This is a genomic window from Pelomonas sp. SE-A7, from assembly GCF_030345705.1.
Lineage (GTDB): Bacteria > Pseudomonadota > Gammaproteobacteria > Burkholderiales > Burkholderiaceae_C > JAUASW01.
This window is the reverse complement of sequence record NZ_JAUASW010000001.1, coordinates 1,059,994-1,085,961: the sequence shown is the minus strand read 5'-3', so window position 1 is coordinate 1,085,961 and position 25,968 is coordinate 1,059,994. Positions and strand designations below refer to the sequence as shown.

25 protein-coding genes are annotated in these 25,968 nt (G+C 67.2%); 6 read left to right on the top strand and 19 right to left on the bottom strand.

The window, feature by feature from the left end:
* Positions 1–32: 32 nt before the first annotated feature.
* Both QT382_RS04795 and QT382_RS04790 read right to left on the bottom strand, forming a co-directional pair.
* Entirely contained in the window at positions 33–665 is a 633-nt protein-coding gene (locus QT382_RS04795; RefSeq protein WP_289252904.1) for a zf-HC2 domain-containing protein, read from the bottom strand.
* A gap of 10 nt (positions 666–675) precedes the next feature.
* On the bottom strand, positions 676–1,311 hold the full coding sequence (locus tag QT382_RS04790; RefSeq protein ID WP_289252903.1) for an RNA polymerase sigma factor: 636 nt from the start codon (positions 1,309–1,311) through the stop codon (positions 676–678).
* A 171-nt stretch (positions 1,312–1,482) separates the two neighbouring features.
* Between QT382_RS04790 and QT382_RS04785 the strand changes: the two genes are divergently transcribed.
* Together QT382_RS04785 and QT382_RS04780 are read left to right on the top strand one after the other, a co-directional pair.
* Entirely contained in the window at positions 1,483–3,096 is a 1,614-nt protein-coding gene (locus QT382_RS04785) for an N-acyl-D-amino-acid deacylase family protein (protein ID WP_289252902.1), read from the top strand.
* 75 nt (positions 3,097–3,171) lie between these two features.
* Positions 3,172–3,855 carry a DUF4386 family protein gene (locus tag QT382_RS04780; RefSeq protein ID WP_289252901.1) on the top strand — a complete coding sequence of 228 codons (684 nt, stop codon included), beginning with the start codon at positions 3,172–3,174 and terminating at the stop codon, positions 3,853–3,855.
* Positions 3,856–3,870: 15 nt separating this feature from the next.
* Here the strand turns inward: QT382_RS04780 and QT382_RS04775 are convergent, their stop codons facing one another.
* The 4 genes from QT382_RS04775 to aptA all read right to left on the bottom strand — a co-directional run bounded on the left by QT382_RS04775 (position 3,871) and on the right by aptA (position 8,986).
* Positions 3,871–5,367 carry an aldehyde dehydrogenase gene (locus QT382_RS04775; protein ID WP_289252900.1) on the bottom strand — a complete coding sequence of 499 codons (1,497 nt, stop codon included), beginning with the start codon at positions 5,365–5,367 and terminating at the stop codon, positions 3,871–3,873.
* Positions 5,368–5,400: 33 nt separating this feature from the next.
* Positions 5,401–6,771 (bottom strand): glutamine synthetase family protein, encoded by a 1,371-nt coding sequence (locus QT382_RS04770; protein WP_289252899.1) that lies wholly within the window; start codon positions 6,769–6,771, stop codon positions 5,401–5,403.
* A gap of 81 nt (positions 6,772–6,852) precedes the next feature.
* The gene (locus tag QT382_RS04765; RefSeq protein ID WP_289252898.1) at positions 6,853–7,656 is read right to left on the bottom strand and encodes a gamma-glutamyl-gamma-aminobutyrate hydrolase family protein; all 804 of its coding nucleotides are present in this window, start codon (positions 7,654–7,656) and stop codon (positions 6,853–6,855) included.
* Between the two features lie 22 nt (positions 7,657–7,678).
* Positions 7,679–8,986, bottom strand: coding sequence for an omega-aminotransferase AptA (gene aptA / locus QT382_RS04760; RefSeq protein WP_289252897.1), 1,308 nt, complete (start codon positions 8,984–8,986; stop codon positions 7,679–7,681).
* A 133-nt stretch (positions 8,987–9,119) separates the two neighbouring features.
* Here aptA and QT382_RS04755 point away from each other — a divergent pair, with 133 nt between their 5' ends.
* Positions 9,120–9,593 (top strand): Lrp/AsnC family transcriptional regulator, encoded by a 474-nt coding sequence (locus QT382_RS04755; RefSeq protein ID WP_289252896.1) that lies wholly within the window; start codon positions 9,120–9,122, stop codon positions 9,591–9,593.
* Position 9,594: 1 nt separating this feature from the next.
* On the opposite strand, the gene QT382_RS04750 is transcribed toward QT382_RS04755, so the two are convergent.
* The 4 genes from QT382_RS04750 to QT382_RS04735 all read right to left on the bottom strand — a co-directional run bounded on the left by QT382_RS04750 (position 9,595) and on the right by QT382_RS04735 (position 12,471).
* Positions 9,595–10,494: a DMT family transporter gene (locus QT382_RS04750; protein ID WP_289252895.1), complete on the bottom strand. Its 900-nt coding sequence runs from the start codon at positions 10,492–10,494 to the stop codon at positions 9,595–9,597.
* A 104-nt stretch (positions 10,495–10,598) separates the two neighbouring features.
* Positions 10,599–11,291 carry a Bax inhibitor-1/YccA family protein gene (locus QT382_RS04745; protein ID WP_289252894.1) on the bottom strand — a complete coding sequence of 231 codons (693 nt, stop codon included), beginning with the start codon at positions 11,289–11,291 and terminating at the stop codon, positions 10,599–10,601.
* 28 nt (positions 11,292–11,319) lie between these two features.
* Positions 11,320–12,069, bottom strand: a complete 750-nt coding sequence (locus QT382_RS04740) for a TerC family protein (protein ID WP_289252893.1) — start codon at positions 12,067–12,069, stop codon at positions 11,320–11,322.
* A gap of 105 nt (positions 12,070–12,174) precedes the next feature.
* Entirely contained in the window at positions 12,175–12,471 is a 297-nt protein-coding gene (locus tag QT382_RS04735) for a hypothetical protein (RefSeq protein ID WP_289252892.1), read from the bottom strand.
* A gap of 54 nt (positions 12,472–12,525) precedes the next feature.
* Between QT382_RS04735 and QT382_RS04730 the strand changes: the two genes are divergently transcribed.
* The 3 genes from QT382_RS04730 to hslO are packed head-to-tail and all read left to right on the top strand — an operon-like array spanning position 12,526 to position 14,852.
* Complete coding sequence (locus QT382_RS04730; protein WP_289252891.1) at positions 12,526–13,308, top strand: ferritin-like domain-containing protein; 783 nt, start codon at positions 12,526–12,528, stop codon at positions 13,306–13,308.
* 60 nt (positions 13,309–13,368) lie between these two features.
* Positions 13,369–13,896, top strand: a complete 528-nt coding sequence (locus tag QT382_RS04725) for a gamma carbonic anhydrase family protein (RefSeq protein ID WP_289252890.1) — start codon at positions 13,369–13,371, stop codon at positions 13,894–13,896.
* Positions 13,893–14,852: an Hsp33 family molecular chaperone HslO gene (gene hslO, locus QT382_RS04720; RefSeq protein ID WP_289252889.1), complete on the top strand. Its 960-nt coding sequence runs from the start codon at positions 13,893–13,895 to the stop codon at positions 14,850–14,852. Before QT382_RS04725 ends, hslO begins: the two co-directional genes overlap by 4 nt.
* Before the next feature lie 8 nt (positions 14,853–14,860).
* Here the strand turns inward: hslO and QT382_RS04715 are convergent, their stop codons facing one another.
* The 9 genes from QT382_RS04715 to QT382_RS04675 form a co-directional block, all read right to left on the bottom strand.
* Entirely contained in the window at positions 14,861–16,540 is a 1,680-nt protein-coding gene (locus tag QT382_RS04715) for a bifunctional metallophosphatase/5'-nucleotidase (protein WP_289252888.1), read from the bottom strand.
* Between the two features lie 87 nt (positions 16,541–16,627).
* Positions 16,628–17,299, bottom strand: coding sequence for an AAA family ATPase (locus QT382_RS04710; protein ID WP_289252887.1), 672 nt, complete (start codon positions 17,297–17,299; stop codon positions 16,628–16,630).
* On the bottom strand, positions 17,292–17,921 hold the full coding sequence (gene pnuC / locus QT382_RS04705; RefSeq protein WP_289252886.1) for a nicotinamide riboside transporter PnuC: 630 nt from the start codon (positions 17,919–17,921) through the stop codon (positions 17,292–17,294). The genes QT382_RS04710 and pnuC overlap by 8 nt, the downstream gene beginning before the upstream one ends.
* 15 nt (positions 17,922–17,936) lie before the next feature.
* Positions 17,937–18,206 (bottom strand): cell division protein FtsB, encoded by a 270-nt coding sequence (gene ftsB, locus QT382_RS04700; protein WP_289252885.1) that lies wholly within the window; start codon positions 18,204–18,206, stop codon positions 17,937–17,939.
* A 136-nt stretch (positions 18,207–18,342) separates the two neighbouring features.
* Positions 18,343–19,629, bottom strand: coding sequence for a phosphopyruvate hydratase (gene eno / locus QT382_RS04695; RefSeq protein WP_289252884.1), 1,287 nt, complete (start codon positions 19,627–19,629; stop codon positions 18,343–18,345).
* Positions 19,630–19,742: 113 nt separating this feature from the next.
* Entirely contained in the window at positions 19,743–21,386 is a 1,644-nt protein-coding gene (gene pyrG / locus QT382_RS04690) for a CTP synthase (protein ID WP_289252883.1), read from the bottom strand.
* Between the two features lie 79 nt (positions 21,387–21,465).
* Positions 21,466–22,299: an alpha/beta fold hydrolase gene (locus QT382_RS04685; protein ID WP_289252882.1), complete on the bottom strand. Its 834-nt coding sequence runs from the start codon at positions 22,297–22,299 to the stop codon at positions 21,466–21,468.
* Positions 22,296–24,890, bottom strand: a complete 2,595-nt coding sequence (mutS, locus tag QT382_RS04680; RefSeq protein WP_289252881.1) for a DNA mismatch repair protein MutS — start codon at positions 24,888–24,890, stop codon at positions 22,296–22,298. The genes QT382_RS04685 and mutS overlap by 4 nt, the downstream gene beginning before the upstream one ends.
* A 76-nt stretch (positions 24,891–24,966) precedes the next feature.
* Positions 24,967–25,917, bottom strand: a complete 951-nt coding sequence (locus tag QT382_RS04675) for an inositol monophosphatase family protein (RefSeq protein ID WP_289252880.1) — start codon at positions 25,915–25,917, stop codon at positions 24,967–24,969.
* Between the last annotated feature and the right edge of the window lie 51 nt (positions 25,918–25,968).

Sequence of the window (25,968 nt, the reverse complement as noted above, 5' to 3'; positions counted from 1 at the left end):
GACCAGCAGACCGGCCAGGCGCCGCCACGCGTTCAACGCAGGCTCCCCGGATCCAGCGCCTCGGCGAGCTGCACGCCGGCTTGCCGGCGCAGCCGCTCCAGCGCGGCCTTCTGGTCGGTGGCCGGCAGGCGCAGCACATAGGCGCCGCTCTCGGTGGGGCCGCCGACCAGGGTCATGCCGGCGTTCTGCAGCGCGGCCCTCATCTGCCTTTCGCTGGCCTCGGGGCCGAAGATCACCAGGGCCTGAGCCTGGGTGGCCGGCGCCGGGCCGGACAGGCCGCGGTAGGCCGGCGGATCGATACGGGTCCAGACCAGCATCAAGAGCAGCATCGCGATGGCCCCGCCTTGCAGTCCGGCGGTCCAGACCAGCCAGCGCGGGCCCTGCCTGGCCGGGTTCGGGGCCTTGTCGTTGCCCTGAATGCGCTGCATCACCCGGGCCAGGCCGGCGTCGGCGCTGCCCAGGCGGCCTTCGCCCAGCGGCATCGTGGCCAGCAGCGAGCGCAGCGGCGGCTCGGTTTCCAGCTCGGCGCGGCAGGCCGGACAAGCCAGCAGGTGCTGCTGCAGCTCCTGCATCTCGGCATCGTCCAGCTGGCCGCGGGCATACCAGGGCAGTTGGGCCAGCACGGCGGCATGGGGATCTCGGTCGATGGGAATGACGGTACTCATGATGGACAACTCATTCGACGGCCGGGCCGTCATACAGCTCGGCCACCAGGCTGCGCAGCCGGCGACGGGCATAGAACATGCGGGTCTTGACCGTCTCGGGCGGGCAGCCCACCACCTGGGCGATCTCGGCATGGCTCATGTCGTGGAAATAGCAGAGCTCGATCACCGCCCGGTGATCGGCCGACAGTTCACCGAGCGCTGCTTTCAGACGCCCCAGGCGCTGCGCATGGCCGAGCTGCTGCTCGGGTCCCGGGGACGGGTCGGCCTGCTCGTCTTGTTGCGGGTCTTCCTGCGGCAGGTCGAGCCGGCTCAGCGCCTTCAGCGACTTGCGGTAGGCGATGCCGAATATCCAGGTCGAGAGCTTGCTGCTGCCGTCGAAGCGGTCGGCGCGCTGCCAGACCACCAGCAGGGTGTCGTCCAGGATCTCGTCGACCAGATCGGCCTGCCGGGTCAGGTGCAGCACGAAGCGCTGCAGCCGCGGATGGTAGAGCCGGTAGAGGGCTTCGAAATCGGACATGCGGCCGCGCTGCACGCCGCGCAGCAGCTGCAGTTCCTGGGCCTCGGCGTCGCTCCGGCCAGCGGCCGACGGCGAGGCCGGCGTGGCCTGTCGACCGCGCTTGAAGATCTGCCAGTTCGGCATGTCCATCCCGTTTCAGTACCGCTTGTATGCCAGCCGCGGCGCAAAAGGTTCAAGCGAGGCGCCGGGCCGGGCGAAATTGCCGGCCGCCGGGGCGTGCAGCGCCCGCCTGCGCAGCGTAAACGTTGCCGGGCGCCGCCGGATTTCCATAATGGCCCACCTCGTCCCTGGATAGCCGCCATGAAGTCTCCGGCCTACCGCCGTCTGCTCGCGCCCCTGTTTCTTGCCGGCCTGCTGGTCGCCTGTGCCGGTCCGGCCACGCCGCCCCAGCTGCAGCCGCCGGAATTCGACCTCTTGATACGCGGCGGCCGCATCGTCGATGGCAGCGGCAACGCCTGGTACCGTGCCGATCTGGCGGTCAAGGATGGCCGCATCGCTGCCATAGGCCCGCTGGCCGGGGCCAAGGCGCGCCGTGTGATCGAGGCGCGCGACCGCATCGTGGCGCCCGGATTCATAGACACCCATGGCCACATCGAGGGCGGCCTGTTCGAGCGGCCCACGGCCGACAACTTCGTGCAGGATGGCGTCACCACCGTGGTCACCGGCAACTGCGGAAGCTCGGAGGACAAGGGCATCCAGTCCTTCTTCGAGCAGATGGGCAAGGTCGGCGGCACCTCGATCAACGTGGCCAGCCTGGTCGGCCACAACACGGTGCGCCGCCAGGTCATGGGCCTGGCCCGACGCGCCGCCACGGCCGAGGAGCAGCAGCGCATGGAGGCGCTGGTGGATCAAGCCATGCGCGAGGGGGCGGTGGGCCTGTCCACCGGCCTGATCTACCTGCCAGGCCTGTACAGCGACACGCCCGAGGTCGTGGGCCTGGCCAAGGCGGCGGCCCGCCACCACGGGGTCTATGCCTCGCATATCCGCGACGAGGCGTCCAAGGTGGTCGAGGCGATCAACGAGGCGCTGGACATAGGCCGCCAGGCCGGCCTGCCGGTGCAGATCTCGCATTTCAAGGTCGGTGCGCCGGCCAATTGGGGCCGATCGAAGGAGACCCTGGCCCTGATCGAGAAGGCCCGCGCCGACGGCCTGGACGTGACCATAGACCAGTACCCGTACACGGCTTCGAGCACCCAGCTCACGGTGATGCTGCCCGACTGGGCGGTGGAGGGCGGCCAGGAGCAGATCCGGCTGCGGCTGCAGGACGCGCCCACGCGCCAACGCATTGCCGCCGACATCCTGGCCAGCGCCAGGCGCGGCAAGCGGCCCGATTTCTCATACGCCGTCGTGGCCCGTCACGGCGCCGATGCCAGCCTCAACGGCCGCAACATCAGCCAGATCAATCTGCAGCGCGGCCGTCCGGCGACCATGGAGTCCGAGATCGAGACCCTGCTCGACATCGTGCAGGCCGGCGGCGCCCAGATGACCTTCCACGGCATGAGCGAGGAAGACGTGAAGCGCATCATGGCCTACCCCTTCGCCATGGTCGGCGCCGACAGCGGCGTGCAAAACGGCAAGGGCCATCCGCATCCGCGCGGCTACGGCACGAATGCCCGGGTGCTGGGCAAGTACGTGCGCGAGGAGCAGGTGATGCGGCTGGAGGAAGCGGTGCGCCGCATGACCTCGCTGGCCGCCCAGCGCTTCTCGCTGAAGGACCGCGGCCTGCTCAGGCCCGGCTATGCGGCCGACATCGTGGTCTTCGACGACAAGACGGTGAAGGACCGGGCGACCTTCGAAAGTCCGCACCAGTTCTCGGAAGGCTTCGAGGCCGTGGTGGTGAACGGCGTGCTCACGGTCGAGGCGGGCAAGCACTCGGGCGCGCGGGCGGGCAAGGGGCTGAAGCAGGGCGGCTGAGTCCGGCATCGGGGAAGCTCCGATGCATCTCCGGCGCTGCTTCGCGCAAAGTCGGGCGACCAAGGAGCCCCGCCCATGCCGCATGCATCCTCACCCCTGGCCCTGATCGGCGGCCTCGCGCTGATCATCGGCGCCCTGGCCTTCGTGGCCGTGTTCAGCTATCTCGCTGCGCGCTTCGACTATCCGCAGGTGCTGGACGGCGAGGCCGAGCAGGTCCTGCCCCGGCTGCGGAGTGGCGGCTCGACGATGCGGGCGGTCTGGGCTCTTTATGCCGTGCTGCCCCTGTTGCTGATCCTGGGCGCCGGCGGCGTATCGGCGGCGCTGCCGTCCAGCTCGGGCCTGATGGCGCTGGCCCGCCTCTTCGCGGCCGTGGGTGCCCTGGCCATGTGCCTGGGCCTGATGCGCTGGCCCAGCCTGCATTGGGAGCTGGCCCGTGCCTACGAGAGCGCCGGCCCCGAGTCCCGGCATACGCTGTCGGCGCTGTTCCGCGGGCTCAACCTCTACCTCGGCAACTACATAGGCGAGTTCCTGGGCGAGGTCTGCCTGGCATTCTTCTTCGCCCTCAGCGGCGTGGCCATGGGGCTGGATTCGCGCTACCCCAGCTGGCTGGGCCTGGCCGGCGCCCTGTTCGGCCTGCTGTTCTTCATTGGCGCACTGCGCAACATCACCGACCGGGTGCAGTGGCTGGCCGACATCAACAACTACCTGCTGCCGCTCTGGATGATCGTGCTGGGCGCCGCCGTCATCTGGCGCGGCTGACAAGGCCTCGGCCGCTCAGCCGCCGCTGCCGTCTATTCGCAGCCAGGTGGTCTTGATCTCGGTGTACTTCTCAAGCGCATGCAGCGACTTGTCGCGGCCGTTGCCGCTCTGCTTGTAGCCGCCGAAGGGCGCGGTGATGTCGTCCTCGTCGTACTGGTTCACATGGACCGTGCCGGCCCGCAGCGCTCTGGCGACGCGATGGGCGCGAGACAGCGTGTCGCTCCAGACGCTGGCCTGCAGCCCATAGGGCGAGTCGTTGGCCAGGGCGATGGCTTCGGCCTCGGTCTTGAACCGCAGCACGCTCATCACCGGGCCGAAGATCTCCTCGCGGACTATGCGCATGGCGGGCGTGGCGCCGTCGAACACCGTGGGCTCGACATAGAAACCGCCGGTCTCGCTGCGCACCTGGCGGCCGCCGACGATGGCCCGGGCGCCTTCGGCCTTGCCCGATTCGATGTAGCCCATCACCGTCTTCAGCTGGACCTCGTCGACGATGCTGCCCATGCGGGTCTCGGGTGCCAGCGGATCGGCCGGCTGGTGGCGCGGCGCCTGGGCCGCGACGATCTCGACGAACCGGTCCGCGACGCTTTCGTGGACCAGCACCCGTGAAGGCGCATTGCAGCTCTGGCCGCTGTTGAAGAACATGCTGGCGGCCACGGTCTTGGCGGCGCGCTCTATGTCGCCGAAGTCCTCGAAGACCACGAAGGCCGACTTGCCGCCCAGCTCGTTGTAGACCCGCTTCAGGTTGGAGCGGCCGGCGTACTCCAGCATGCGCCGGCCGGTTCGCGTGGAGCCGGTGAAGCCCAGGGCATCCACGTCCATGTGCAGGGCCAGGGCCTCGCCGGCCTCGTGGCCGTAGCCGGGCACCACATTGAAGACGCCCGGCGGCAGGCCGGCCTCGAGCGCGATCTCGGCCAGGCGCAGGGCCGTCAGCGGTGATTTCTCGCTGGGTTTGAGCACCACGGAATTGCCGGTGGCCAGGGCCGGGCCCAGCTTCCAGGCCGCCATCAGCATCGGATAGTTCCAGGGCACGATGACGCCGATCACGCCCATGGGCTCGCGCTGGATCAGGGCCAGGGCATTGGGGCCGGTCGGTGCAATCTCGTCGTAGACCTTGTCTATGGCCTCGGCGTACCAGCGTATGCAGTGGGCCGCCGAGGCCACGTCGACCGACAGCGAGTACTGGATGGGCTTGCCCACGTCCAGCGTCTCCAGCAGGGCCAGTTCGTCCCTATGCGCCAGGATCAGTTCGGCAAAGCGCTGCAGCGTCTTCTTGCGCGCGGCCGGCGGCTTGGAGGCCCAGCGGCCATCGGCAAAGGCCGTGCGAGCTGATGCTACGGCCGCATCCACCTCGGCGCGGTTGCCGCGGGCAATGGGGCCGAGCAGCCGGTTGTCTATGGGCGAGCGCTTCTCGAAGCTCTCGCCCAGCGCAACGCGCTCGCCGTTGATGAAGGCGCGGCCGTCGATGGCGGCTGTGGCGGCCCTGTCGTGCCAGGTCTTGCTGTCGCTCATGGGGATTTCCTTGTGCAGGGCGTCGATCTTGCCTCAGACATGCAGCAGCAGGTGCTCGCGCTCCCAGGGCGAGATCACCTTCATGAACTCGGCATGCTCGATCTCCTTGATCTCGGCATAGACGGTCACGAAGGCCTCGCCCAGCACGCCGGCCAGCTCGCGCTCCTCGCGCAGCAGGCCCAGGGCCTCGCCCAGGCTGCGCGGCAGCTGGAAGTCGCCGAGGTAGGCGTCGCCGCGACATTCGGGCGAGGGCTCGATGCGGTGCTTGAGTCCCAGATAGCCGCAGGCCAGCGTGGCGGCCAGGGCCACATAGGGATTGGCGTCGGCACCAATCACGCGATTCTCGATGCGGCGCGCCTGCGGCGGTGCCAGCGGCGAGCGTATGCCTACCGTGCGGTTGTCCGTGCCCCACTGGATGTTGATCGGTGCGGCGGTGAAGCGGGCCAGGCGTCGGTAGCTGTTCACATAGGGAGCGAACAGCGCCATCGCGGCCGGGATGTATTTCTGCAGGCCGCCTATGAACCAGTAGAACTCGCGGCTGGCCGTGCCGTCGGCATTGCTGAACAGATTGCTGCCGTCCTCGCTGCGCAGCACGTTCTGGTGCACATGCATGGCGCTGCCGGGCTCGCCGGCGATGGGCTTGGCCATGAAGGTGGCGAACATGTCGTGGCGCAGCGCCGCCTCGCGCACCGTGCGCTTGAAGAAGAACACCTCGTCCGCCAGGCCCAGCGGCTCGGCATGGAAGAAATTGATCTCCATCTGGCCGGCGCCGATCTCGTGGATCAGCGTGTCCACGTTCAGCTCCATCTGCTCGCAATAGGCGTAGACATCCTCGAACAGCGGATCGAACTCGTTGACCGCATCGATGGAATAGGCCTGGCGCGAGGTCTCGGCACGGCCGCTGCGGCCCACCGGCGGCTTGAGCGGGATGTCGGGGTCGGTGTTGCGGCCGACCAGGTAGAACTCCAGCTCCGGCGCGACCACCGGCTTCCAGCCCTCGGCCGCATAGAGGTCGCAGACCCGGCGCAGCACCGAGCGCGGTGCGAACGGGATCAGCCTGCCCTGGCGGTCGAAGCAGTCGTGGATGATCTGCGCCGTCGGGTCGGTGGCCCAGGGCACGATGCGCGTGGTGGTCGGGTCGGCGCGCAGCTCCATGTCCATGTCGACCGGGCTGATCACGTCGTAGTAGGGGCCTTCCGAAGGGAACTCGCCGGTGACCCCCATGGCCACCACGATCTCGGGCAGGCGCATGCCGCGATCCTCGGTGAATTTCTCGCGCGGCAGGATCTTGCCGCGGGCCACGCCGGTGAGATCGGGCACCAGGCACTCGATCTCGGTGATGCGCTGCTCGCGGAACCATTGCTCCAGCTCGGCGAAGCTGAATTCCTTGCGGTTGATGACCATGATGTCCTCGTCTTGTTGGTCTTGGCCCCTTGGCGTCTGCCGGAGGCTTGGGATTGCCATTTCGAGTCGTGGTCGGCGGCGCTAGGTCTCCGGGTCGCGCAGGCTGTCCTGGCGGTGGCGCTGCTTCTGCTTGAGTTCGCGGTAGTCGCGGCAGGCCTGTCCGAAGGCACCGAGCAGGGCCATGGAGACCGGGTTGTCGGCCGCCTGCCATTCGGGATGCCACTGGACGCACAGCGAGAAGCCGCGCGCGGCCTCGACGCTGAAGGCCTCGACCAGGCCATCGGGCGCTACAGCCTCGACACGCAGGCCCGGTGCCAGTTCCTTGACGCCCTGGCCATGGACCGAGTTCACCTCGACATGGCGGCGGCCCGGCAGCAACTGCTCCAACCGGCCGCCGGGCAGGACGGCCACCTCATGGGCCAGGCCATAGGCCACCTCGGGCGGCTGGCCGGCGGGAGCGCGGTGGTCGCGCAATCCAGGCTGCTCCTGCACTGCCTGGTGCAGGCTGCCGCCCAGGGCCACATTGGCCTCCTGGAAGCCGCGGCAGATGGCGAACAGCGGCAGGCCCTGGCGCAGGGCCCTGGGAATCAGGGGCAGGGTCCAGGCATCGCGGGCCGGGTCCAGCGGCAAGGTGCTGTCGTGGACCGCTTCATCAAAGTGGCTGGGGTGGATGTTGGACGGCGAGCCGGTGAGAAACACGCCATCGGCCAGCTGCAGCAGTTCATCCAGTTCGGCTTCGCTGCTGCTGGGCACGACCAGCGGCAGGCAGCCGGCCAGGCGCACCGCGTCCACGTATTTCTTGCCGGCGATATGGAAGGGATGCTCGCCCACCGGCCGGTTGCAGGCCGGCACCAGGACCACCGGTTTGCCGACACTGCCTTCCATGCTGCTGCTCCCGTTTGAGTGGCTAGGCCGCGCGTTTCAAGGCACCTCGCAAGGTGTCGATGATCTGGTCGATATGTGAACGCTCGATGATCAACGGCGGCGACAGCGCGATGGTGTCGCCGGTCGTGCGAATCAGCAGGCCCTTTTCCCAGCAATCGAGGAAGACGTTGAAGGCCCGCTTGGCCGGCTCGCCGGGCAGCGGAGCCAGCTCGACACCGCCGACCAGGCCGATGTTGCGCACGTCGATCACGTTGGGCTCGCTCTTAAGCGAATGCAGGCATTCGGCGAAGTAGCCCTGCATCTCGGAGGCCCGGGTCAAGAGCCCTTCGTCGGCATAGGTGTCCAGGGTGCCGAGCGCGGCGGCGCAGGCCAGCGGATGGGCCGAGTAGGTGTAGCCGTGGAAGAACTCGATCAGGTGCTCGGGCCCGTTCATGAAGGCATCGTGGATCTTGTTCGAGGCGAACACCGCGCCCATGGGCACGCAGCCGTTGGTGAGGCCCTTGGCCACCGTCATCAGGTCGGGCGTGACGCCGAAGGTCTGGGCGGCAAAGGGCTGGCCGGTGCGGCCGAAGCCGGTGATGACCTCGTCGAAGATCAGGAGGATGCCGTGCTTGTCGCAGATCTCGCGCAGCCGCTGCAGATAGCCCTGCGGCGGGATCAGCACGCCGGTGGAGCCGGCCACCGGCTCGACGATGACGGCCGCGATGGTCGAGGCATCGTGCAGGGCGACCAGGCGCTCCAGCTCGTCGGCGAACTCGGCGCCATGGGCCGGCTGGCCCACGGTGAAGGCATTGCGGGCCGGGTCATGGGTGTGGCGGATATGGTCCACTCCGCCCAGCATGGTGCCGAACATCTTGCGGTTGGCGACCATGCCGCCCACCGAGATGCCGCCGAAATTGACACCGTGGTAGCCGCGCTCGCGGCCTATCAGCCGGGTGCGCGAGGCCTCGCCGCGGACGCGGTGGTAGGCCAGGGCCATCTTCAGGGCGGTATCGACCGACTCCGAGCCCGAGTTTGTGTAGAACACCTTGTCCAGGCCGGCCGGGGTCAGTTTGGCCAGGCGCTCGGCCAGCTCGAAGGCCTTGGGATGGCCCATCTGGAATGGCGGCGCGAAGTCCAGCTCGGCCGCCTGGTCCTGGATCGCCTTGACGATTCTCGGCCGGTTGTGGCCGGCGTTGACGCACCAGAGGCCGGCGATGCCGTCGAGGATCTGGCGGCCCTTGTCGTCCGTGAAGTACATGCCGTCGGCGCGGGTCAGCAGGCGCGGCGCCTTCTTGAACTGCCGGTTGGCGGTGAAAGGCATCCAGTAGGCGTCGAGGTCCTTGGCCATGTGCGGCTCCTGTTTCGAGATCACGCCAGTCTAGGCAGATCCTCTCGCAATGTGCTTGCCAATGTCCTGGGGGCTTCTACCGCTTCACGCAATTCAATGCGATGGCATCATCGATCCCTGGCAGGAAATTCGAATGAGCAGTAAAGAAGCAGCATTGGATGCGATTGATCGGGCCATTCTCAATGAGCTCCAGCGCGATGGAAGACTCTCCAACGTGGAATTGGCCAAGGCCGTCCATCTGAGCCCCTCGGCCTGCCTGCGGCGGGTCAAGCAGCTGGAGGACAGCGGGGTGATAGACCGCTACGTGGCCCTCGTCAGCCCCAAGGCCGTGGGCAAGCAGGGCAGCAGCTACACCATCATCAACCTGGAGCGTGTCAGCCCGGCGGCGCTGGCCGCCTTCGAGCAGGCGGTGCGCGACAGCCCCGACATCCTGGACTGCTTCTATGTGGCGGGCAGCAACGACTACCTGATCCGTTTTGCCTACCGCGATTCCGAGGACCTGGAGCGCATGCACAGCCAGGTGCTGATGCATCTGCCGGAAGTGGCGCGCTCCAACTCGATGCTGGTGCTGCGGACGGTCAAGAAGACCACCGCCTACGAGTTGTAGCTCAGGCTGACTTCAGTCGGGTCAAGCGCAGCAGCGGCAGCAACTGGATCGCCAGCATGCTGACCAGGATCAGGCCGCAGCCCAGCAGGCCGGCGGAGCTCAGCCGGTCGCCCATCAAGAGGTAGCCGAAGACGGCAGCGAACAGGGTTTCGCTGGACAGGATGATGGCGGCGTCGGCCGCATGGGCATAGCGCTGGGCCACGACCTGGGCGGTGAACGCGATGCCGACCGACAGCACGCCGGTGTAGGCAATCGGGCCGGCCGCGACCTTGAGGCCGGCCAGGCTCACCGGCTCCATCATCAGGGCCCAGGCCAGGGCCAGCAGGCCGCAGACGACGAACTGGCCGAAGGCAACCAGGAAGGGCGCGGCCAGCTTGTCCGCCACGCGGCCGACCAGCAGCACATGGACCGCCCAGGGGATGGCCGAGGCAATCACCCAGAGGTCGCCCGCGCCGATGTTCAGCTCATGGGCGCCCGAGAGCAGGAAGGCGCCGACCAGGCAGGCCAGCGCACCCGGCCAGACCGACCAATGCGGCAGGTGGCGCAGCCACAGCCAGGACAGCACCGGCACCAGGGGCACGTAGAGCGCGGTCAGGAAACCGGCGTTGGTCACCGTGGTCGAGACGATGCCGATCTGCTGCAGCGCGGCGCCCAGCAACATCAGCAGGCCCAGACCGACTATCCGGCGCCAGTCGCGCGGGCTCGGTTGCTTGTCTTCGCGTTTCAGCTTGCGCCAGTCCATCCAGGCCAGCGGGGCCACGACCAGGGCGCCGATCAGAAAGCGCACGCCGGTGAACAGCATGGGACCGACATCGGCCATGCCCTGGGCCTGGGCCACGAAGGCCGAGCCCCAGATCAGGGCGATGAAGACAAGCAGCAGATTGGCCTGGACGCGGGACATGGCAGCGCAATAGGTACCGGCGAAAAAAGAGGGTGGGATTATCAGGCCCACCCCCAACCGAGGATCTTGCTCGGCTACTTCACGTGGAGAGAGGAAGTGCTAGGTCACTCGTCGCGGCCGCCGAAGATGCCCAGCAGGGACAGCAGCGACTGGAACACGTTGTAGAGGCTCAGGTAGACGCCCAGCGTGGCGGTGATGTAGTTGGTCTCCTCGCCGTCCTGAACACGCTTGAGGTCGTACAGGATGAAGGCCGAGAAGATGGCGATGGCCAGCACCGACAGGGTCAGCATCAGGGCGCTGCTCTGCAGGAAGATGTTGGCGATGCCCGCCACCATCAGCAGCAGGGCGCCGATGAACAGGAACTTGCCCATGCCGCTCAGGTCGCGCTTGATCACGCTGGACAGCGTGGCCATGCCCAGGAAGATCACGCCGGTGCCGGCGAAGGCGGTCATGATCAGGCTGGCGCCGTTGCCCAGGCCCAGCACCCGGTCCAGCAGGCGCGACAGCATCAGGCCCATGAAGAAGGTGAAGGCCAGCAGCAGCGGCACGCCGGCGGCCGAGTTCTTGTTCTTCTCGATCAGGAACATGAAGCCGAAGGCGCCGGCCATGAAGACCACCAGGCCGACCAGGGGCGACATGGCGCGGGCCAGGCCGGTGGAGACGCCGATCCACGCGCCCAGCACCGTGGGCACCATGGACAGCGCCAGCAGCCAGTAGGTGTTGCGCAGCACGCGGTTGCGCTCGGCCGCCGAGGCGATGCCGCCGGACGGGAAGGTTTGCACGTTGTCGTAGTTCATGTCGTCTGCTCCTTGCAGTGGAATGAAATCAGGTGGATGCCTGCGCCCGGCGCTTGGCGCGGGCGCGGATGTTGAGGGCCTCGACAGCCAGCGAGAAGCACATGGCGGCGTAGAGATAGCCCTTGGGCACATGCTGGTCGAAGGCCTCGGCGGTCAGCGCCATGCCCACCATCACCAGGAAGGCCAGGGCCAGGACCTTGACCGAAGGATGGCGGTCGACGAACTCGCCGATCGGCTTGGCCGCGACCAGCATTACGCCGACCGAGGCCACGACGGCGGCGACCATCACACCGATCTGGTCGACCATGCCTACGGCCGTGATCACCGAATCGAGCGAGAACACGATGTCGATGATGGCGATCTGGCCTATCACCATCCAGAAGGCCTTGGCGCCGGCGGCCTTCAGCGCGGCTGCGTCACCCGCGGGAGGGCCATCCTCTTCCCTGGCCTCGACCTCGACGAAGATTTCGTGCGAGGCTTTGTAGAGCAGGAACAGGCCACCCAGCAGCAGCACCAGGTCGCGCCCGCTGATGCCCTGGCCCAGCACTGTGAACAGGTCGGCGGTCAGGCCCATCACCCAGCTGAGCGAGAACAGCAAGGCCAGGCGAGAGGCCATGGCAAAGCCCAGGCCCAGGCGCCGCGCGCGGTCGCGCTGCTCGGCCGGCAGACGGCCGACCAGGATGGAGATGAAGATGATGTTGTCTATGCCCAGGACGATTTCCAGGGCGGTCAGCATCGCGAAGGCGAGCCAGAGATTGGGGTCGAACAGGAATTCCATGGTGAATGCTTGTGCGCCGGCCTGCCTGGAGGCATGGACGGAGCGCCGGATTGGGGGGAACTTGAGTCCGGCGCGGCTTGGGTCAGCCGGGCCGGCGGCGCTGGATCAGCGCGCGCGGGGAGGGCGCTGTGGCCCTTCGAGGAAGGGAGCGGCCGGCATGGCGCTGCTGGCTTCGGCTGGTCGGTCGGTCTGGCGCGCTGCCAGCCTGGGCAGACGGGAGATCATGGCGTGCTCGAAGCTCTCGACGCTGGGCGTGGGCTCGGTGCCGGGCTCGTCCATTGGATCGCTGTCCACCGCCACCGTGGCCGAGAACTCGGTCACTGGCTCGAGGCTCATGGCCGTGGCCGTGCCGCTCACCAGGAGCAGGGCCAGCATCAGCAGCGAAATGAGGCGTCGGATCACGGGGCGGATTCTAGCGAGCTCGGGCCGGTCTTGCCGGCTGCCTAGAATTCCGCCATGCAGGAACTGAGACGGGCCGCCCTGGGGCCCTTGCTGATTGACGATGCCGTGGCCAAGGCCGCGGCCACTCGTGCTCTGGACGAAGTGGCGCAACCCGTGGAGGCGGACGCTGGGCTGGACGAACCGTCCGGCATCCCCGGCCGCCCGGCCCGGCCGGCCCTGGTGCCCCATGTGCAGCTCAAGCATGGCTCGCTGGCCACGGTCGAGGGGCGCGCCTCCCTGGTGCATTCCATCGCCCATATCGAGCTCAATGCCATCGACCTGGCGCTGGACATCGTCTGGCGCTTCCCCGGCCTGCCCGAGGCCTTCTATCGCGACTGGGTGCGCATCGCCAAGGAAGAGGCCCTGCACTTCACGCTGCTGCGCGATCACCTGGTGTCCATGCGCTTGGACTACGGCAGCTTCAACGCCCACAACGCGCTGTGGGACATGGCCGAGCGCACCAAGGGCGACATCCTGGCCCGCATTGCCCTGGTGCCGCGCACGCTGGAGGCGCGCGGCCTCGATGCCTCGCCGGCGGTGCGCAAGAAGCTGGTCGGCGCCGGCGACCACCGGGCCGGCGAGATCCTGGATGTGATCCTGCGCGACGAGATCGGCCATGTGGCGGCCGGCAACCGCTGGTACCGCTGGGTCTGCGAGCAGCGCGGCCTGGATCCGATCTCGACCTATGCCGCCCTGGTGAAACAGTACGACGCGCCGCGACTGCGCGCGCCTTTCAATCTCGAGGCTCGGCGTGCGGCCGGTTTCGACGACGCGGAGCTGGCGGCGCTGCAGTCCTGAGAGCCTCCGTAAAATCACGCACTTTCCCAAGGGCGCTTGCGCCACCCGGAGTACCGCAGCATGGCCGTTTTTCAGCTGGGCGATTGGCAGCCCGATGTCGCCGACTCGGCCTGGATCGCCGAGAGTGCCCAGGTGATAGGTCGTGTCACGCTGGAAGACGAGGTCAGCATCTGGTTCAACGCCGTGCTGCGCGGCGACTCCGACCATCTGCACATAGGCCGTGGCTCCAACATTCAGGACGGCTCGGTGCTGCATGCCGATGCCGGCTTTCCGCTGCGCCTGGGTGAGGGCGTCACCGTCGGTCACCAGGTCATGCTGCATGGCTGCACCGTGGGCGACCATTCGCTGATTGGCATCGGTGCCGTGGTGCTGAACGGCGCTCGCATAGGCAAGCATTGCCTGGTCGGTGCCGGCGCCCTGGTGACCGAGGGCAAGGAATTTCCCGACGGCTCGCTGATCATCGGCAGTCCCGCCAAGGCGGTGCGCGAGCTGAGCCCCGAGCAGCGCGCCGGCCTGGAGGCCAGCGCCCGCCACTACATCGCCAATGGCCGACGCTACGCGGCCGAGTTGAAGAAAATTTCCGAATGACTGACGAACTGCACAAGTTTCTTTTCGAAGGCCTGCCGGTGCGCGGCCTGCTGGTCCGGCTGCATGACAGCTGGCGCGAGGTTCTCAAGCGCCGCGAGGCCAGTGGTGCCTTCCCGCCCGAGGTGCGCCAGCTGCTGGGCGAGATGGCGGCCGGCAGCGTGCTGATGCAGGCCAACATCAAGTTCAACGGCTCCCTGGTGATGCAGATGATGGGCGACGGCCCGGTCAAGCTGATCGTGGCCGAGGCCCGCCAGGACTTGAGCTTCCGCGCCACGGCCAAGGTCGTCGGCCATGTGCCCGCCGGCGCCGATCTGCAACGGCTGCTGAACGTCCACGGCCAGGGCCGCTGCGCCATTACGCTGGACCCGCTGGACAAGCTGCCGGGCCAGCAGCCCTACCAGGGCGTGGTCTCGTTGCACGGTCAGGAGCATGAGCCGCTGCAGACGCTGGCCGACGTCCTGGGCAACTACATGCTCCAGTCCGAGCAGCTCGACACCAAGCTGGTGCTGGCCGCCAACGACGAGGTCGCCGCCGGCCTGCTGATCCAGCACCTGCCCATCCAGGGCGAAGGCAACCTGGAAGGCCGCAGCCAGGCCACGGCAGAGGACATCGCCGATGCCTTCAACCGCATGGCGACCCTGGCCTCCTCGCTGAAGGCTGACGAGTTGCTGAACCTCGATGCCGACACCCTGCTGCGCCGCCTCTACTGGCAGGAACAGCTGCAGCGCTTCACGCCGCAGACGCCGCGCTTTGCCTGCAGCTGCTCGCGCGAGCGGGTGGGCGGCATGCTGCGCGGCCTGGGCCGCGAAGAAATCGACCAGGTGCTGGCCGAGCGCGGCGAGGTCGAGGTGGGCTGCGATTTCTGCGGCCTGCAGTACCGCTACGACGCGGTCGACGTGGGCGCGCTGTTCACCGAGAAGGCCGCCCAGGCCGGCGGCTCCAGCACGGTGCAGTAATCGGTCATTCAGTCGATGCGCTTGACCCGGTCCATGGCCGGCGAGCGCACCGGCGCGCCCAGCTTCTCCAGGTACTCGACCAGGGCGTCGAGGTCGGACTTGCCGATCTGCGCCGACTTGCCGGCGGCGAAGCTGGTGTAGCCGTCGCCCCCTGTGCTCAGGTAGTCATTGGTCGTGACCCGGTAGACCGCCTTGAGGTCGATGGGCTTGCCGTTCAGCCTCATGGTCTCGACCAGCACCCGCTGGCCCAGTGGCCGCGTGCCGTCGAAGCTGTAGCTGAAGCCCTTGGACACCGGCAGCGGTGAATTGCGCTGTGAAGGCGGTCGCCATTGCTGTTCCAGCACCAGGCGCAACTCCTCGCCGGTCAGGCTCAGCGTCACCAGTTCGTTCTTGAAGGGCTGGGCCGCATAGATGTCGCCGAAGGTGATGGAGCCGTCTCCGCGGAAGGTCAATGAGCGCCGAACGCCGGTCTGGTTGACCAGGGCCAGCTGGGCGCCGCCGTTCTGGGGCGCGGCCGTGGCGTCCAGGTAGGCATCGGCTATCAATTGGCCCATGGGGCTGGAGCCAGTGCGGTCGGCCGGCTGCTCGATGGTCTCGGCGATGCGGGCCACGACGCGGTTGATCAGCGCGGCAGACTGGGTTTCGTAAGCGGCCAGGAGGGCGGTTTGCTCCGGCGCCTTGGCGTACCTGGCCGGGTCGGTCACCTCGTTGTGGGCCTCGGCCGAGACGATGCGACGCGTCTTGCGATCCAGCTTCAGGTCGATCGCCGAGACGATCACGCCATAACGCTCGGCACTCGTCACCAGGCGGCCATCGAAACGGCAGACATACGACCTGTGGGTATGCCCGCTGACTACCAGGCCCACGGCCGGATCCAGCTTCTTGACCAGGCCCACGATGGCGCCCGAGAGGCTGGGGCATTCATTGGGCCCGCCGGTCGGATAGCCGCCCTCGTGGATCAGCAGCACGAAGGCCTCCACGCCCTGGGCGCGCAGCTCGGGCAGCAGCTTGTGGACCGTTTCGACCTCATCCTCGAAGCGCAGGCCTTCGGCGGCGGCCGGGCTGATCAGCTCGGGCGTGCCGCGCAGGGCCATGCCTATGAAGGCCACGGGAATGCCGTCGAAGTGGCGGATCTCATAGGGCGGCAGCACCGTCTTGCCGGTCTTGAGGTCGATGGTGCTGGCCGCCAGGTATTTGTAGCCGGCGCCCTTGAAGGGCTCGGGACCCTTGCAGCCGTCCTTGGGATGGCAGCCGCCGTTCTGCTTGCGCAGCAGCTCGTCCAGGCCGTTGTCGAATTCGTGGTTGCCGACCGCACTCAGCTCCAGTCCCATCAGGCTCAGCGAGCGTATGGTCGGCTCGTCATGGAACAGGGCCGAGAGCAGGGGGCTGGCGCCCACCAGGTCGCCGGCCGCCACGAAGATGCTGTGGCGCTGCCCTTCGCGCAGCTGCTTGACGGCACTGGCCAGCAGCTCGGAGCCGCCGGCAGCGACCTGGACCTTCTTGCCCTGATCGCTGGGGTCGGTCACGTTGATGCCTTCGCGACTGGGCTTGACGCTGCCGTGGAAATCGTTGATCGCCAGGATGCGCACGCTGACCGGCACGGTGGGCGTCTGCCAGGCGGCACAGCCGGCGAGCAGCAGGGCGGTGACAAGTACCAGGGGGCGGCGCAGGAACGGCGTGAGCAGCATGGACGGAATCCGGACGGCGGGACTGGGCCGGATTCTAGGGACCAAACGTTTGCCCTTTTATTGCCGGGCGATACAGGGGCGGGCGAATCAGGCCGGGCGATCACCGAGCAGGCGGTGCTCGCATTCCGGCTGGTCGCATTGCTCACAGCTCCAGCGCCAGGGTTTTTGTGCCGCCTGTTGCGCTTGCAGCCGAGTGAACAGGCCGGCTGCGCGATCAGGCCGGGCCAGCAGCAGAGTCAGCAGGTCCAGGGCAGCCTCGACACGCGCCTCACCTTGCCCGGCGACTATCGACCAGGCCAGGCCGACGTCGAGCAGGCTGCGGCGTATCAGTGCATCGATCGGCGCCTGCACCTCAGGGCCCTGGCGCTGGTGGCCGTCGGCCAGCCAGGGTAGGTCCAGCGCGGTGAGCAAGGTGGCAGAGCAACGCTTGTGAAAGCCAAGCGCTGACGGGTAGAGCGAACGGTCGCCGAAGATGAAATCGCTGTAGACCGCGGTCATCAGCGGCGTGGTGTCGCAGATCACCAGCTCATGCGAAGCAGCGGCGGCTTCGATGCGGCGAGTCTGTTCGGCGGCGATGCCGGACTGCTCGTCCTGGCGTGGCGTGCGGCCTTCGCGATCACACCATTCACGCAGCCATTCGTTCACCAAGGCGCAGCGCAGGCCTTCGGCCGACAGTCTCTTGTGCAGCGCCTGCGCCAGCGTCGACTTGCCGCTGCTCTCGGCGCCGACGATGGCGACGATAAGCGCCGCATCAGGCATGGGCAAGCTGTCGCTGCCAGGCGCGCCAGCCAGCCAGCGACATCGGGATGAAGACCGCGTACAGCACGACGGTCAGCCAGTAGCCCTTGTAGGCGAACAGGGCCACGCTGACTGCGTTGACGAGTATCCAGACGCTCCAGTTCTCCTGGTACTTGCGGCCCAGCAGCCATTGGCCCAGCAGGCTGGCCACGGTGGGGAAGGCGTCCCAGTAGGGCAGGTTGGAATCGGTCTGGCGGGCCAGGAACAGGCCCAGTAGCGGCCAGGCCAGCAGGGTAGCCACGAGGGCGAACCAGCGGCCGCGCGGGCCCATGCGGCGCACCTGCAGGGCCGAGCCGTCCTCGGCCTTGCCGCGCAACCACTGCCACCAGCCCCAGATCGCAAAGGCGGCAAATACCAGCTGCAGCGAGGCTTCGCCGTAGAGCTTGCCGCTCCAGAACAGCAGGAAGTAGAGCAGGGAGCTGATGAAGGCCAGCGGCCAGGCGAGGGCATGGACGCGCATATTGCAGACCACCATCCAGACCGCCAGCACGAAGGCGATCACCTCGGCCCAGGTGATGGGGCTGCCCAGCAGCATGAAGGCAGGCGCGAACAGCGGTTGCAGCGAGAGCAGCAGGGCGTCCATGGCGAACGCAGCGCTTCAGCGCAGGACCTGGACGAAGATCTCGTCGGGCTTGACCATGCCCAGCTCGAAGCGGGCCTTTTCCTCGACCATCTCCAGGCCTTCGCGCAGGTCGCGCAGCTCGGCTTCGAGCTGCGCATTGCGGGCACGGGCCTTGGCATTGGCTGCCTCGGCCGTGCGCAATTCCTCGCGCAATTGCGCGCCGCGTCCTATGCCGCCCTTGCCGAACCAGAGCTGGCCCTGGATCAGCAGGAGAAAGGCGGCAAGGATGATGCTGAGAACGCGCACGGCGGGAGTGTATCGTCGGAATCGAGTCGTCCGCCGGGCCGCCCCAAGGACGACTTGAAGCTGTCGTCGCGGGGCAACCCCCGCGACGGCAGGGGTCCCCGCGGGGGACCGCTCGCGTACCCGCAAGCGAGGGGCATCACTTCAGGTTGTAGAAAGCGTCGCGGCCGGGATACGTTGCGACGTCGCCCAGGTCTTCCTCGATGCGCAGCAGCTGGTTGTACTTGGCCATGCGGTCCGAGCGCGACAGCGAGCCGGTCTTGATCTGGCCGGCGTTCAGGCCGACGGCGATGTCCGAGATCGTGTTGTCCTCGGTCTCGCCCGAGCGGTGCGAGATCACGGCCGTGTAGCCGGCGCGCTTGGCCATCTCGATGGCGGCGAAGGTCTCGGTCAGCGTGCCGATCTGGTTGATCTTGATCAGGATCGAGTTGGCGATGCCCTTGTCGATGCCTTCCTTCAGGATCTTGGTGTTGGTGACGAACAGGTCGTCGCCGACGATCTGCACGTTCTTGCCCAGGCGGTCGGTCAGGATCTTCCAGCCGTCCCAGTCGCCTTCGGCCATGCCGTCTTCGATCGAGATGATCGGGTACTTGTCGCACCAGGTGGCCAGCATGTCGGTCCACTCTTGCGAGCTGAGGCTGATGCCGCCTTCGCCTTCCAGCACGTACTTGCCGTCCTTGTAGAACTCGCTGGCGGCGCAGTCCAGGCCGATGGCGATCTGCTCGCCGGCGGTGTAGCCGGCCTTGTCGATGGCGTCCAGGATCATCTGGATCGCGGCCTCATGGCTCTCGACGCTGGGGGCGAAACCGCCTTCGTCGCCCACGGCGGTGGAGATGTGCTTGTCGTGCAGGATCTTCTTCAGCGCGTGGAAGACCTCGGCACCCCAGCGCAGCGCTTCGCGGAACGAAGGGGCGCCCACGGGGATGATCATCAGCTCTTGCAGGTCCAGCGAATTGTTCGCATGGGCGCCGCCATTGATGACGTTCATCATCGGCACCGGCAGCTGCATCGAGCCCATGCCGCCGAAGTAGCGGTACAGCGGCAGGCCGGATTCCTCGGCCGCAGCGCGGGCCACGGCCATGGAGACGGCCAGCATGGCGTTGGCGCCCAGGCGGCTCTTGTTCTCGGTGCCGTCCAGGTCGATCAGGGTCTTGTCCAGGAAGGCCTGTTCAGCAGCATCGAGGCCCAGCACGGCTTCCGAGATTTCGGTGTTGATGTGCTCGACGGCCTTCAGCACGCCCTTGCCGAGGTAGCGGCTCTTGTCGCCGTCGCGCAGCTCGATGGCTTCACGCGAGCCGGTCGAGGCGCCCGAGGGCACGGCAGCGCGGCCCATCACGCCCGACTCCAGCAGCACGTCGCATTCGACGGTGGGGTTGCCGCGGCTGTCCAGGATCTCGCGGCCGACGATGTCAACAATGGCGCTCATTCAAATGTCTCCAAGAGTCAAAAAATCTGCTCGGGCAGCATCCTGCCAGCGATCCGTTACCAGCGCTGAACAAGATGCTGAGCATTTGAGCAGCGCAGGCAGCGGATGGGCGCTCAGCCCTTCTTGTGGTCCAGCGCCGCCTTGATGAAGGCGGTGAATAGCGGATGGCCGTCCCAGGGCGTGGACTTGAACTCGGGGTGGAACTGCACACCGACGTACCAGGGATGGACCGTGCGCGGCAGCTCCACCATCTCGGTCAGCTTTTCACGCTGGGTGATGGCCGAGATCACGAGGCCGGCTTCTTGCAGGCGGTCGAGGTAATGCTCGTTGGCCTCGTAGCGGTGGCGGTGGCGCTCGGTCACGACAGCGCCGTAGATGTCATAGGCCAGGGTGCCGGCCTTGACGTCCGAGCTTTGCGCGCCCAGCCGCATGGTGCCGCCCAGGTCGCTTTTCTCGTCGCGCTTCTGGATGCTGCCGTCGGCGTCCTGCCATTCGTCGATCAGGGCGATGACCGGATGCTTGGTCTCGGGATCGAACTCGGTGGAGTTCGCACCTTCGAGGCCAGCCATGTGGCGGGCGTATTCGATGGTCGCGACCTGCATGCCCAGGCAGATACCCAGGTAAGGAAGCTTGTGCTCGCGGGCGTACTGCGCCGCCAGGATCTTGCCTTCCACGCCGCGCTTGCCGAAGCCGCCGGGCACGAGGATGGCGTCGTACTGCTTGAGCTGGTCGATGTTGTCCTTGCTCAGCTGTTCGGAATCGACGTACTCGATCTTGACGCCGGCATGGTTGTGGATGCCGGCATGGCGCAGCGCCTCGTTCAGCGACTTGTACGAGTCCGAGAGATCGGTGTACTTGCCGCACATGGCGATGGTGACCTGGGTGGCCGGGTTCTCGACCTCGTGCACCAGCGTGTCCCAGCGCCTCAGGTCGGCCGACTTGGTGTTCAGCTGCAGCTTGGTGCAGATCAACTGGTCCAGGCCCTGCTCATGCAGCACGCGCGGCACCTTGTAGATGGTGTTCACGTCCCACATCGAGATCACGCCGTACTCGGGGACGTTGGTGAACAGCGAGATCTTCTCGCGCTCGTCGTCCGGAATGCGGCGGTCGGCGCGGCACAGCAGCGCGTCGGGCTGAATGCCGATTTCGCGCAGCTTCTGCACCGTGTGCTGGGTCGGCTTGGTCTTCAGCTCGCCGGCTGCGGCAATCCACGGCACATAGGTCAGGTGGACGAAGGCGACATTGTTCGGGCCGGCCTTCAGGCTCATCTGGCGAGCAGCCTCGAGGAAGGGCAGGGACTCGATGTCGCCGACCGTGCCGCCGATCTCGACGATGGCCACGTCGACCGCGTCCGGCGTGCCATGACCGGCACCGCGGCGGATGAACTCCTGCATCTCGTTCGTGATGTGGGGGATGACCTGGACGGTCTTGCCCAGGTAGTCGCCACGACGCTCCTTCTCCAGCACCGACATGTAGATCTGGCCGGTGGTGAAGTTGTTGCTCTTCTTCATCCGCGTGGTGATGAAGCGCTCGTAGTGGCCCAGGTCCAGGTCGGTCTCGGCACCGTCGTCGGTGACGAAGACTTCGCCGTGCTGGAAGGGGGACATGGTGCCTGGATCAACGTTGATGTACGGATCCAGCTTGATGAGGGTGACCTTGAGGCCGCGCGATTCGAGGATGGCAGCCAGAGAGGCCGATGCGATGCCCTTGCCGAGGGAGGACACCACACCGCCGGTGACGAAGACGTACTTGGTCATTGTCTTGCAGCGCCCGGCCGTGCGGACGCTGTGGTGGGAAATTGCGATTATAGCGACGCGCTCTGCCCCCGAATCCGGTTCAGCGCAGCCCGGCCCGGGCGTCGGCCTCCAGTGAGCTCATCAATTGCAGAGCGAGGGCCGCCGTGTCATCCGGCTTCTCGAACGGGAACAGATGGCTGCCCTCCATCCAGACGAAATGCCGGCGGGCCAATGCCTTGGAGGCGGCAGCACCTGCCGCGCGCAACTCCTCGCTCTGGGTGCCGGCGATGAAGGCCACCGGGCAGCGCGGTGCATGGCGGGCCAGGATGCGGTCGAGGTTGTGAGGCAGGGTGTCGTAGATCTTGGTCTCGACCTCGCGAGTGAAGCCCAGCTCCACCTCGCCGTCCTCCCGCTCGACAAAGCCCGAGGCCACGTAGTCGGCCAGCACCCGCGGGTCCCAGCGAGCGAACTTGTGCTTGGACTGGAAATGCTCCAGCACCGCCGCACGGTCCGGCCAGCGGTGGCGGCGCTGGCTGGAGACCTTGCCGGGCGAGACCCTGGGCATCAGCCGGGTCGCCTTCATCACCTGGATGCTGTGGGCGCGCCAGCCGCTGACTACCGGCGAATCGATCATCAGCAGCCCGGCCGCGAGGTCGGGCCGCTTGCAGGCGACCAGCAGGCTCAGTGCACCGCCCAGCGAATGGCCGGCCAGCATGACCTGGCCCTCGGGCCTGACGTCCCTCTCGATGAAGTGGATCAGCTGGTCGCGCAGATGCGGCCAGTTGCTGGTGACCGGATAGGCCGGGTCATGGCCGACCATGGGCAGGGCATGGACCTGCCAGCCGGCCGCACGCCAGGTCTCGAACAGCACGCGGTAGCAGCCCGCGGGAAAGCCGTTGGCATGCGTAAAGACGAGGGTCTTCGTGGCGTTCATTGCTTGGCGAGGTTCTTGAGGCGGTACAGCGCCTCCAGGGCCTCGCGCGGCGTCAGTGAATCAGGGTCCAGATCTTGCACCGCTTCGTAGAGCGCGCTGGTCTCGGCCGCGACAGCGACCGGGTTCTCCGGCGGCGGCGCGGCGAACAGGTCGATCTGCGCTTCGGCCTCGCCTGCCTTGCTTTCCAGGGCCTCCAGCGTGGCGCGCGCCTGGCGCACCAGGCTGGACGGCATGCCGGCCAGGCGTGCCACTTGCACGCCATAGCTGCGGCTGGCCGGGCCGGGCTGTATCTCGTGCAGGAAGACGATGTCGTCGCCGCTCTCGACCGCGCCCACATGGCAATTGGCCGCTTGGCTGTGCTTGGTCGGGAACTCGGTCAGCTCGAAGTAGTGGGTCGCGAACAGGGTGAAGGCCTTGCACCTGTCGTGCAGATGGCTGGCGATGGCGCCGGCCAGGGCCAGGCCATCGAAGGTCGAGGTGCCGCGGCCGATCTCGTCCATCAGCACCAGCGAGGCATCGGTGGCGCCATGCAGGATGGCGGCGGCCTCGGTCATCTCCAGCATGAAGGTGGACTGGGCATTGGCCAAGTCATCGGCCGCACCGATCCGGGTGTGGATCGCATCGACCGGGCCCAGGCGGCAGGCCTTGGCCGGCACATGGCTGCCGATGGCGGCCAGCAGGGCGATCAGTGCCACCTGGCGCATGAAGGTGCTCTTGCCGCCCATGTTGGGGCCGGTGATCACCAGCATGCGAGTGCGGGCATCGAGCCGGCAGTCGTTGGCCATGAACTCGCCCGCGCCGGTCTCGCGCAGCCGCATCTCGACCACCGGATGGCGGCCGGCCGTGATGTCTATGCAGGGCTGGTTGACGAACTCGGGCCGGCACCAGCCGAGACTGGCCGAGCGTTCCGCCAGCGCGGCCAGCGCATCCAGGCTGGCCAGCGAACGGCCCAGTCGGGTCAGCGTGGCCAGCTCTTCGTTCAGCTGGTCTATCACCAGCTCGTAGAGGTATTTCTCGCGGGCCAGAGCACGTTCGTTGGCCGACAGGGCCTTGTCCTCGAAGGCCTTGAGCTCGGGCGTGATGTAGCGCTCGGCGTTCTTCAAGGTCTGGCGGCGCTGGTAGTCCATCGGCACCTTGTCGACCTGGCCTTGCGTGACCTCGATGTAGAAGCCATGGACCTTGTTGTACTGGACGCGCAGATTGGCGATGCCGGTGCGGGCCCGCTCGCGGGTCTCAAGGTCCAGCAGGAACGCGTCGCAGTTTTCCTGGATGCCGCGCAGCTCGTCCAGCTCGGTGTCGAAGCCCGTGGCGATGACACCGCCGTCGCGCATCAGCACGGCCGGCTCTTCGGCGATGGCGCGGCGCAGCAGTTCCTCGATGTGCGGCGAAGCGGCCAGGCCGGCAGACAGTTCATCGATGAGTGGGCTGCCGGCGGGCAGGGTGGACATCAGCTGGGGCAGGGTCTGCAGGGTGGCCCGCAGGCCGGTCAGCTCGCGCGGCCTGACCTGGCGCAGAGCGGTGCGGGCGGCAATGCGCTCCACGTCGGAGACATGGCGCATGGACTCGCGCAGCCGCTCGAAGCCGCTGTGCAGGAATGCATCGATGGCGCCGTGGCGAGCCATGGCCTCGGCGCGTTCGCGCTTGGGGTGCAGCAGCCAGTGGCGCATAGCGCGGCTGCCCATGCCGGTGCGGCAGGAGTCCAAAAGCGAGAGCAGGGTCGGTGAGGTTTCGCCGCGCAGGGTCTGGGTCAGCTCCAGGTTGCGCTGGGTGGCCGGCGGAAGGTCCAGCAGCTCGCCCGAGCGCTGCACCTGCAGGCTGCGCACATGGGCAAGGGCGCGGCCCTGCGTGTGCTCGGCGAAGCTGAGCAGCGCGGCGGCTGCAGCTTGCGCGGCCGTCAGTTCCTGCGCATTGAAGCCGGCCAGGCTGGCCACGCCCAACTGCTCGCACAGCTTGCGGCTGCCGAGCTGGGTGTCGAACTGCCAGGACGGCCGGTTGGTGATCGGGAGTCGTGCGGCGAGCACGGCGCCCGGCTGACGTTCACGGTCCACCAGCACCTCGGCGGGCGACAGTCGCGCCAGCCAGGAGCCCAGCTCGGCTTCCTTGCATTCCGAAAGGCCGATCTGGCCCTGGGTCAGCGACAGCCAGGCCAGGCCGAAGCTCTTGCCGTGGCTGGACACGGCCAGCAGGATGGAGTCCTGCTTGTCGGCCAATAGCTCGGAGTCGGTGACCGTGCCCGGCGTGACCACGCGGACGATCTTGCGTTCGACTGGGCCTTTGCTGGTGGCCACATCGCCGACTTGCTCCGCAATTGCGACGGCAACCCCCAGCTTGATCAGCTTGGCCAGGTAGCTCTCCAGCGCATGCACTGGCACGCCGGCCATCACCACCGGCTCGCCGGCACTCTGGCCGCGCGTGGTCAGCGTGATGTCCAGCAGCTGGTTGGCCTTGCGGGCGTCGTCGTAGAACACCTCGTAGAAGTCGCCCATGCGGAAGAACACCAGGTCGTCCGGATGCGCCGCTTTCAGGCGCAGGTACTGGGCCATCACCGGGGTGTGGGCGCTGAAGTCGGCTGGGGCGGCGGCTGGGCTCATCGAGGCAGAAATCGGACGTGCAATGAACAAAGCCCTCGACCGAGGGCTTTGCTGGGAGTCGTGGCGGCGGAGTTTATTAGACCGGGGCGCCGTCGTCCGTCTTCTTGATGCGCACCGGCGCGCGCTTCTTGGGGGCTGCGGCGTCGGCCACCGTATCGGCAGCCGTCTTGGCCGGCTTTTCGGCGGGCGTTGCAGCGGCTTCGTCCTCAGCCTTGATCACGCGGGTGTAGGGCGCCAGGATCTGGACCATCTGGCCATAGATCTTGGGGTTGCCGGCCACGACCTCACGCTGATGCAGGTAGTCGCTCTCGCCGGTGAAGTTGCCGATCAGGCCACCGGCCTCGGTGATGATCAGCGAGCCGGCCGCCAGGTCCCAGGGCTGCAGGCCGGTTTCGAAGAAGGCGTCGTAGTAGCCGGCGGCCACGTAGCAGAGGTCCAGCGAGGCGGCGCCCGGGCGGCGCAGGCCGGCGCATTGCTGCATGACCTCCTCGAACATCTTCACATAGCGCTTGAAGTTGTCGCCCTTGCGGAACGGGAAGCCGGTGCCGATCAGGGCGTCGCCCATGCGGGTGCGCTTGGAGACGCGCAGGCGCTTGTCGTTCAGGAAGGCGCCGCGGCCCTTGGTGGCATAGAACAGGTCGTTGCGAGCCGGGTCATAGACCACGGCCTGCTGGATCACGCCGCGGTGCGACAGCGCGATGGACACGGCATAGACCGGGAAGCCGTGGATGAAGTTGGTCGTGCCGTCCAGCGGATCGATGATCCAGACGAATTCGGAATGCTTGTTGCCGCGCGTGCGGCCGGACTCTTCGGCCAGGATGCCGTGGTCAGGGTAGGCCTGCAGCAGGGTGTCGATGATGGCCTCTTCGGCCGCGTGGTCCACCTCGGTGACGAAGTCGTTGGGCGACTTGCTGTTGATCTTCAGGATGTCCAGGTCCAGCGAGGCGCGGTTGATGATGGCACCGGCTGCACGCGCCGCCTTGACGGCGACATTGAGCATGGGATGGAGAGTGGCTTGCTGCGACATGCTTGGGGACCCTGGATCGTGAGAAAGGGTGAGGTGGACTGGCGGAGGAAA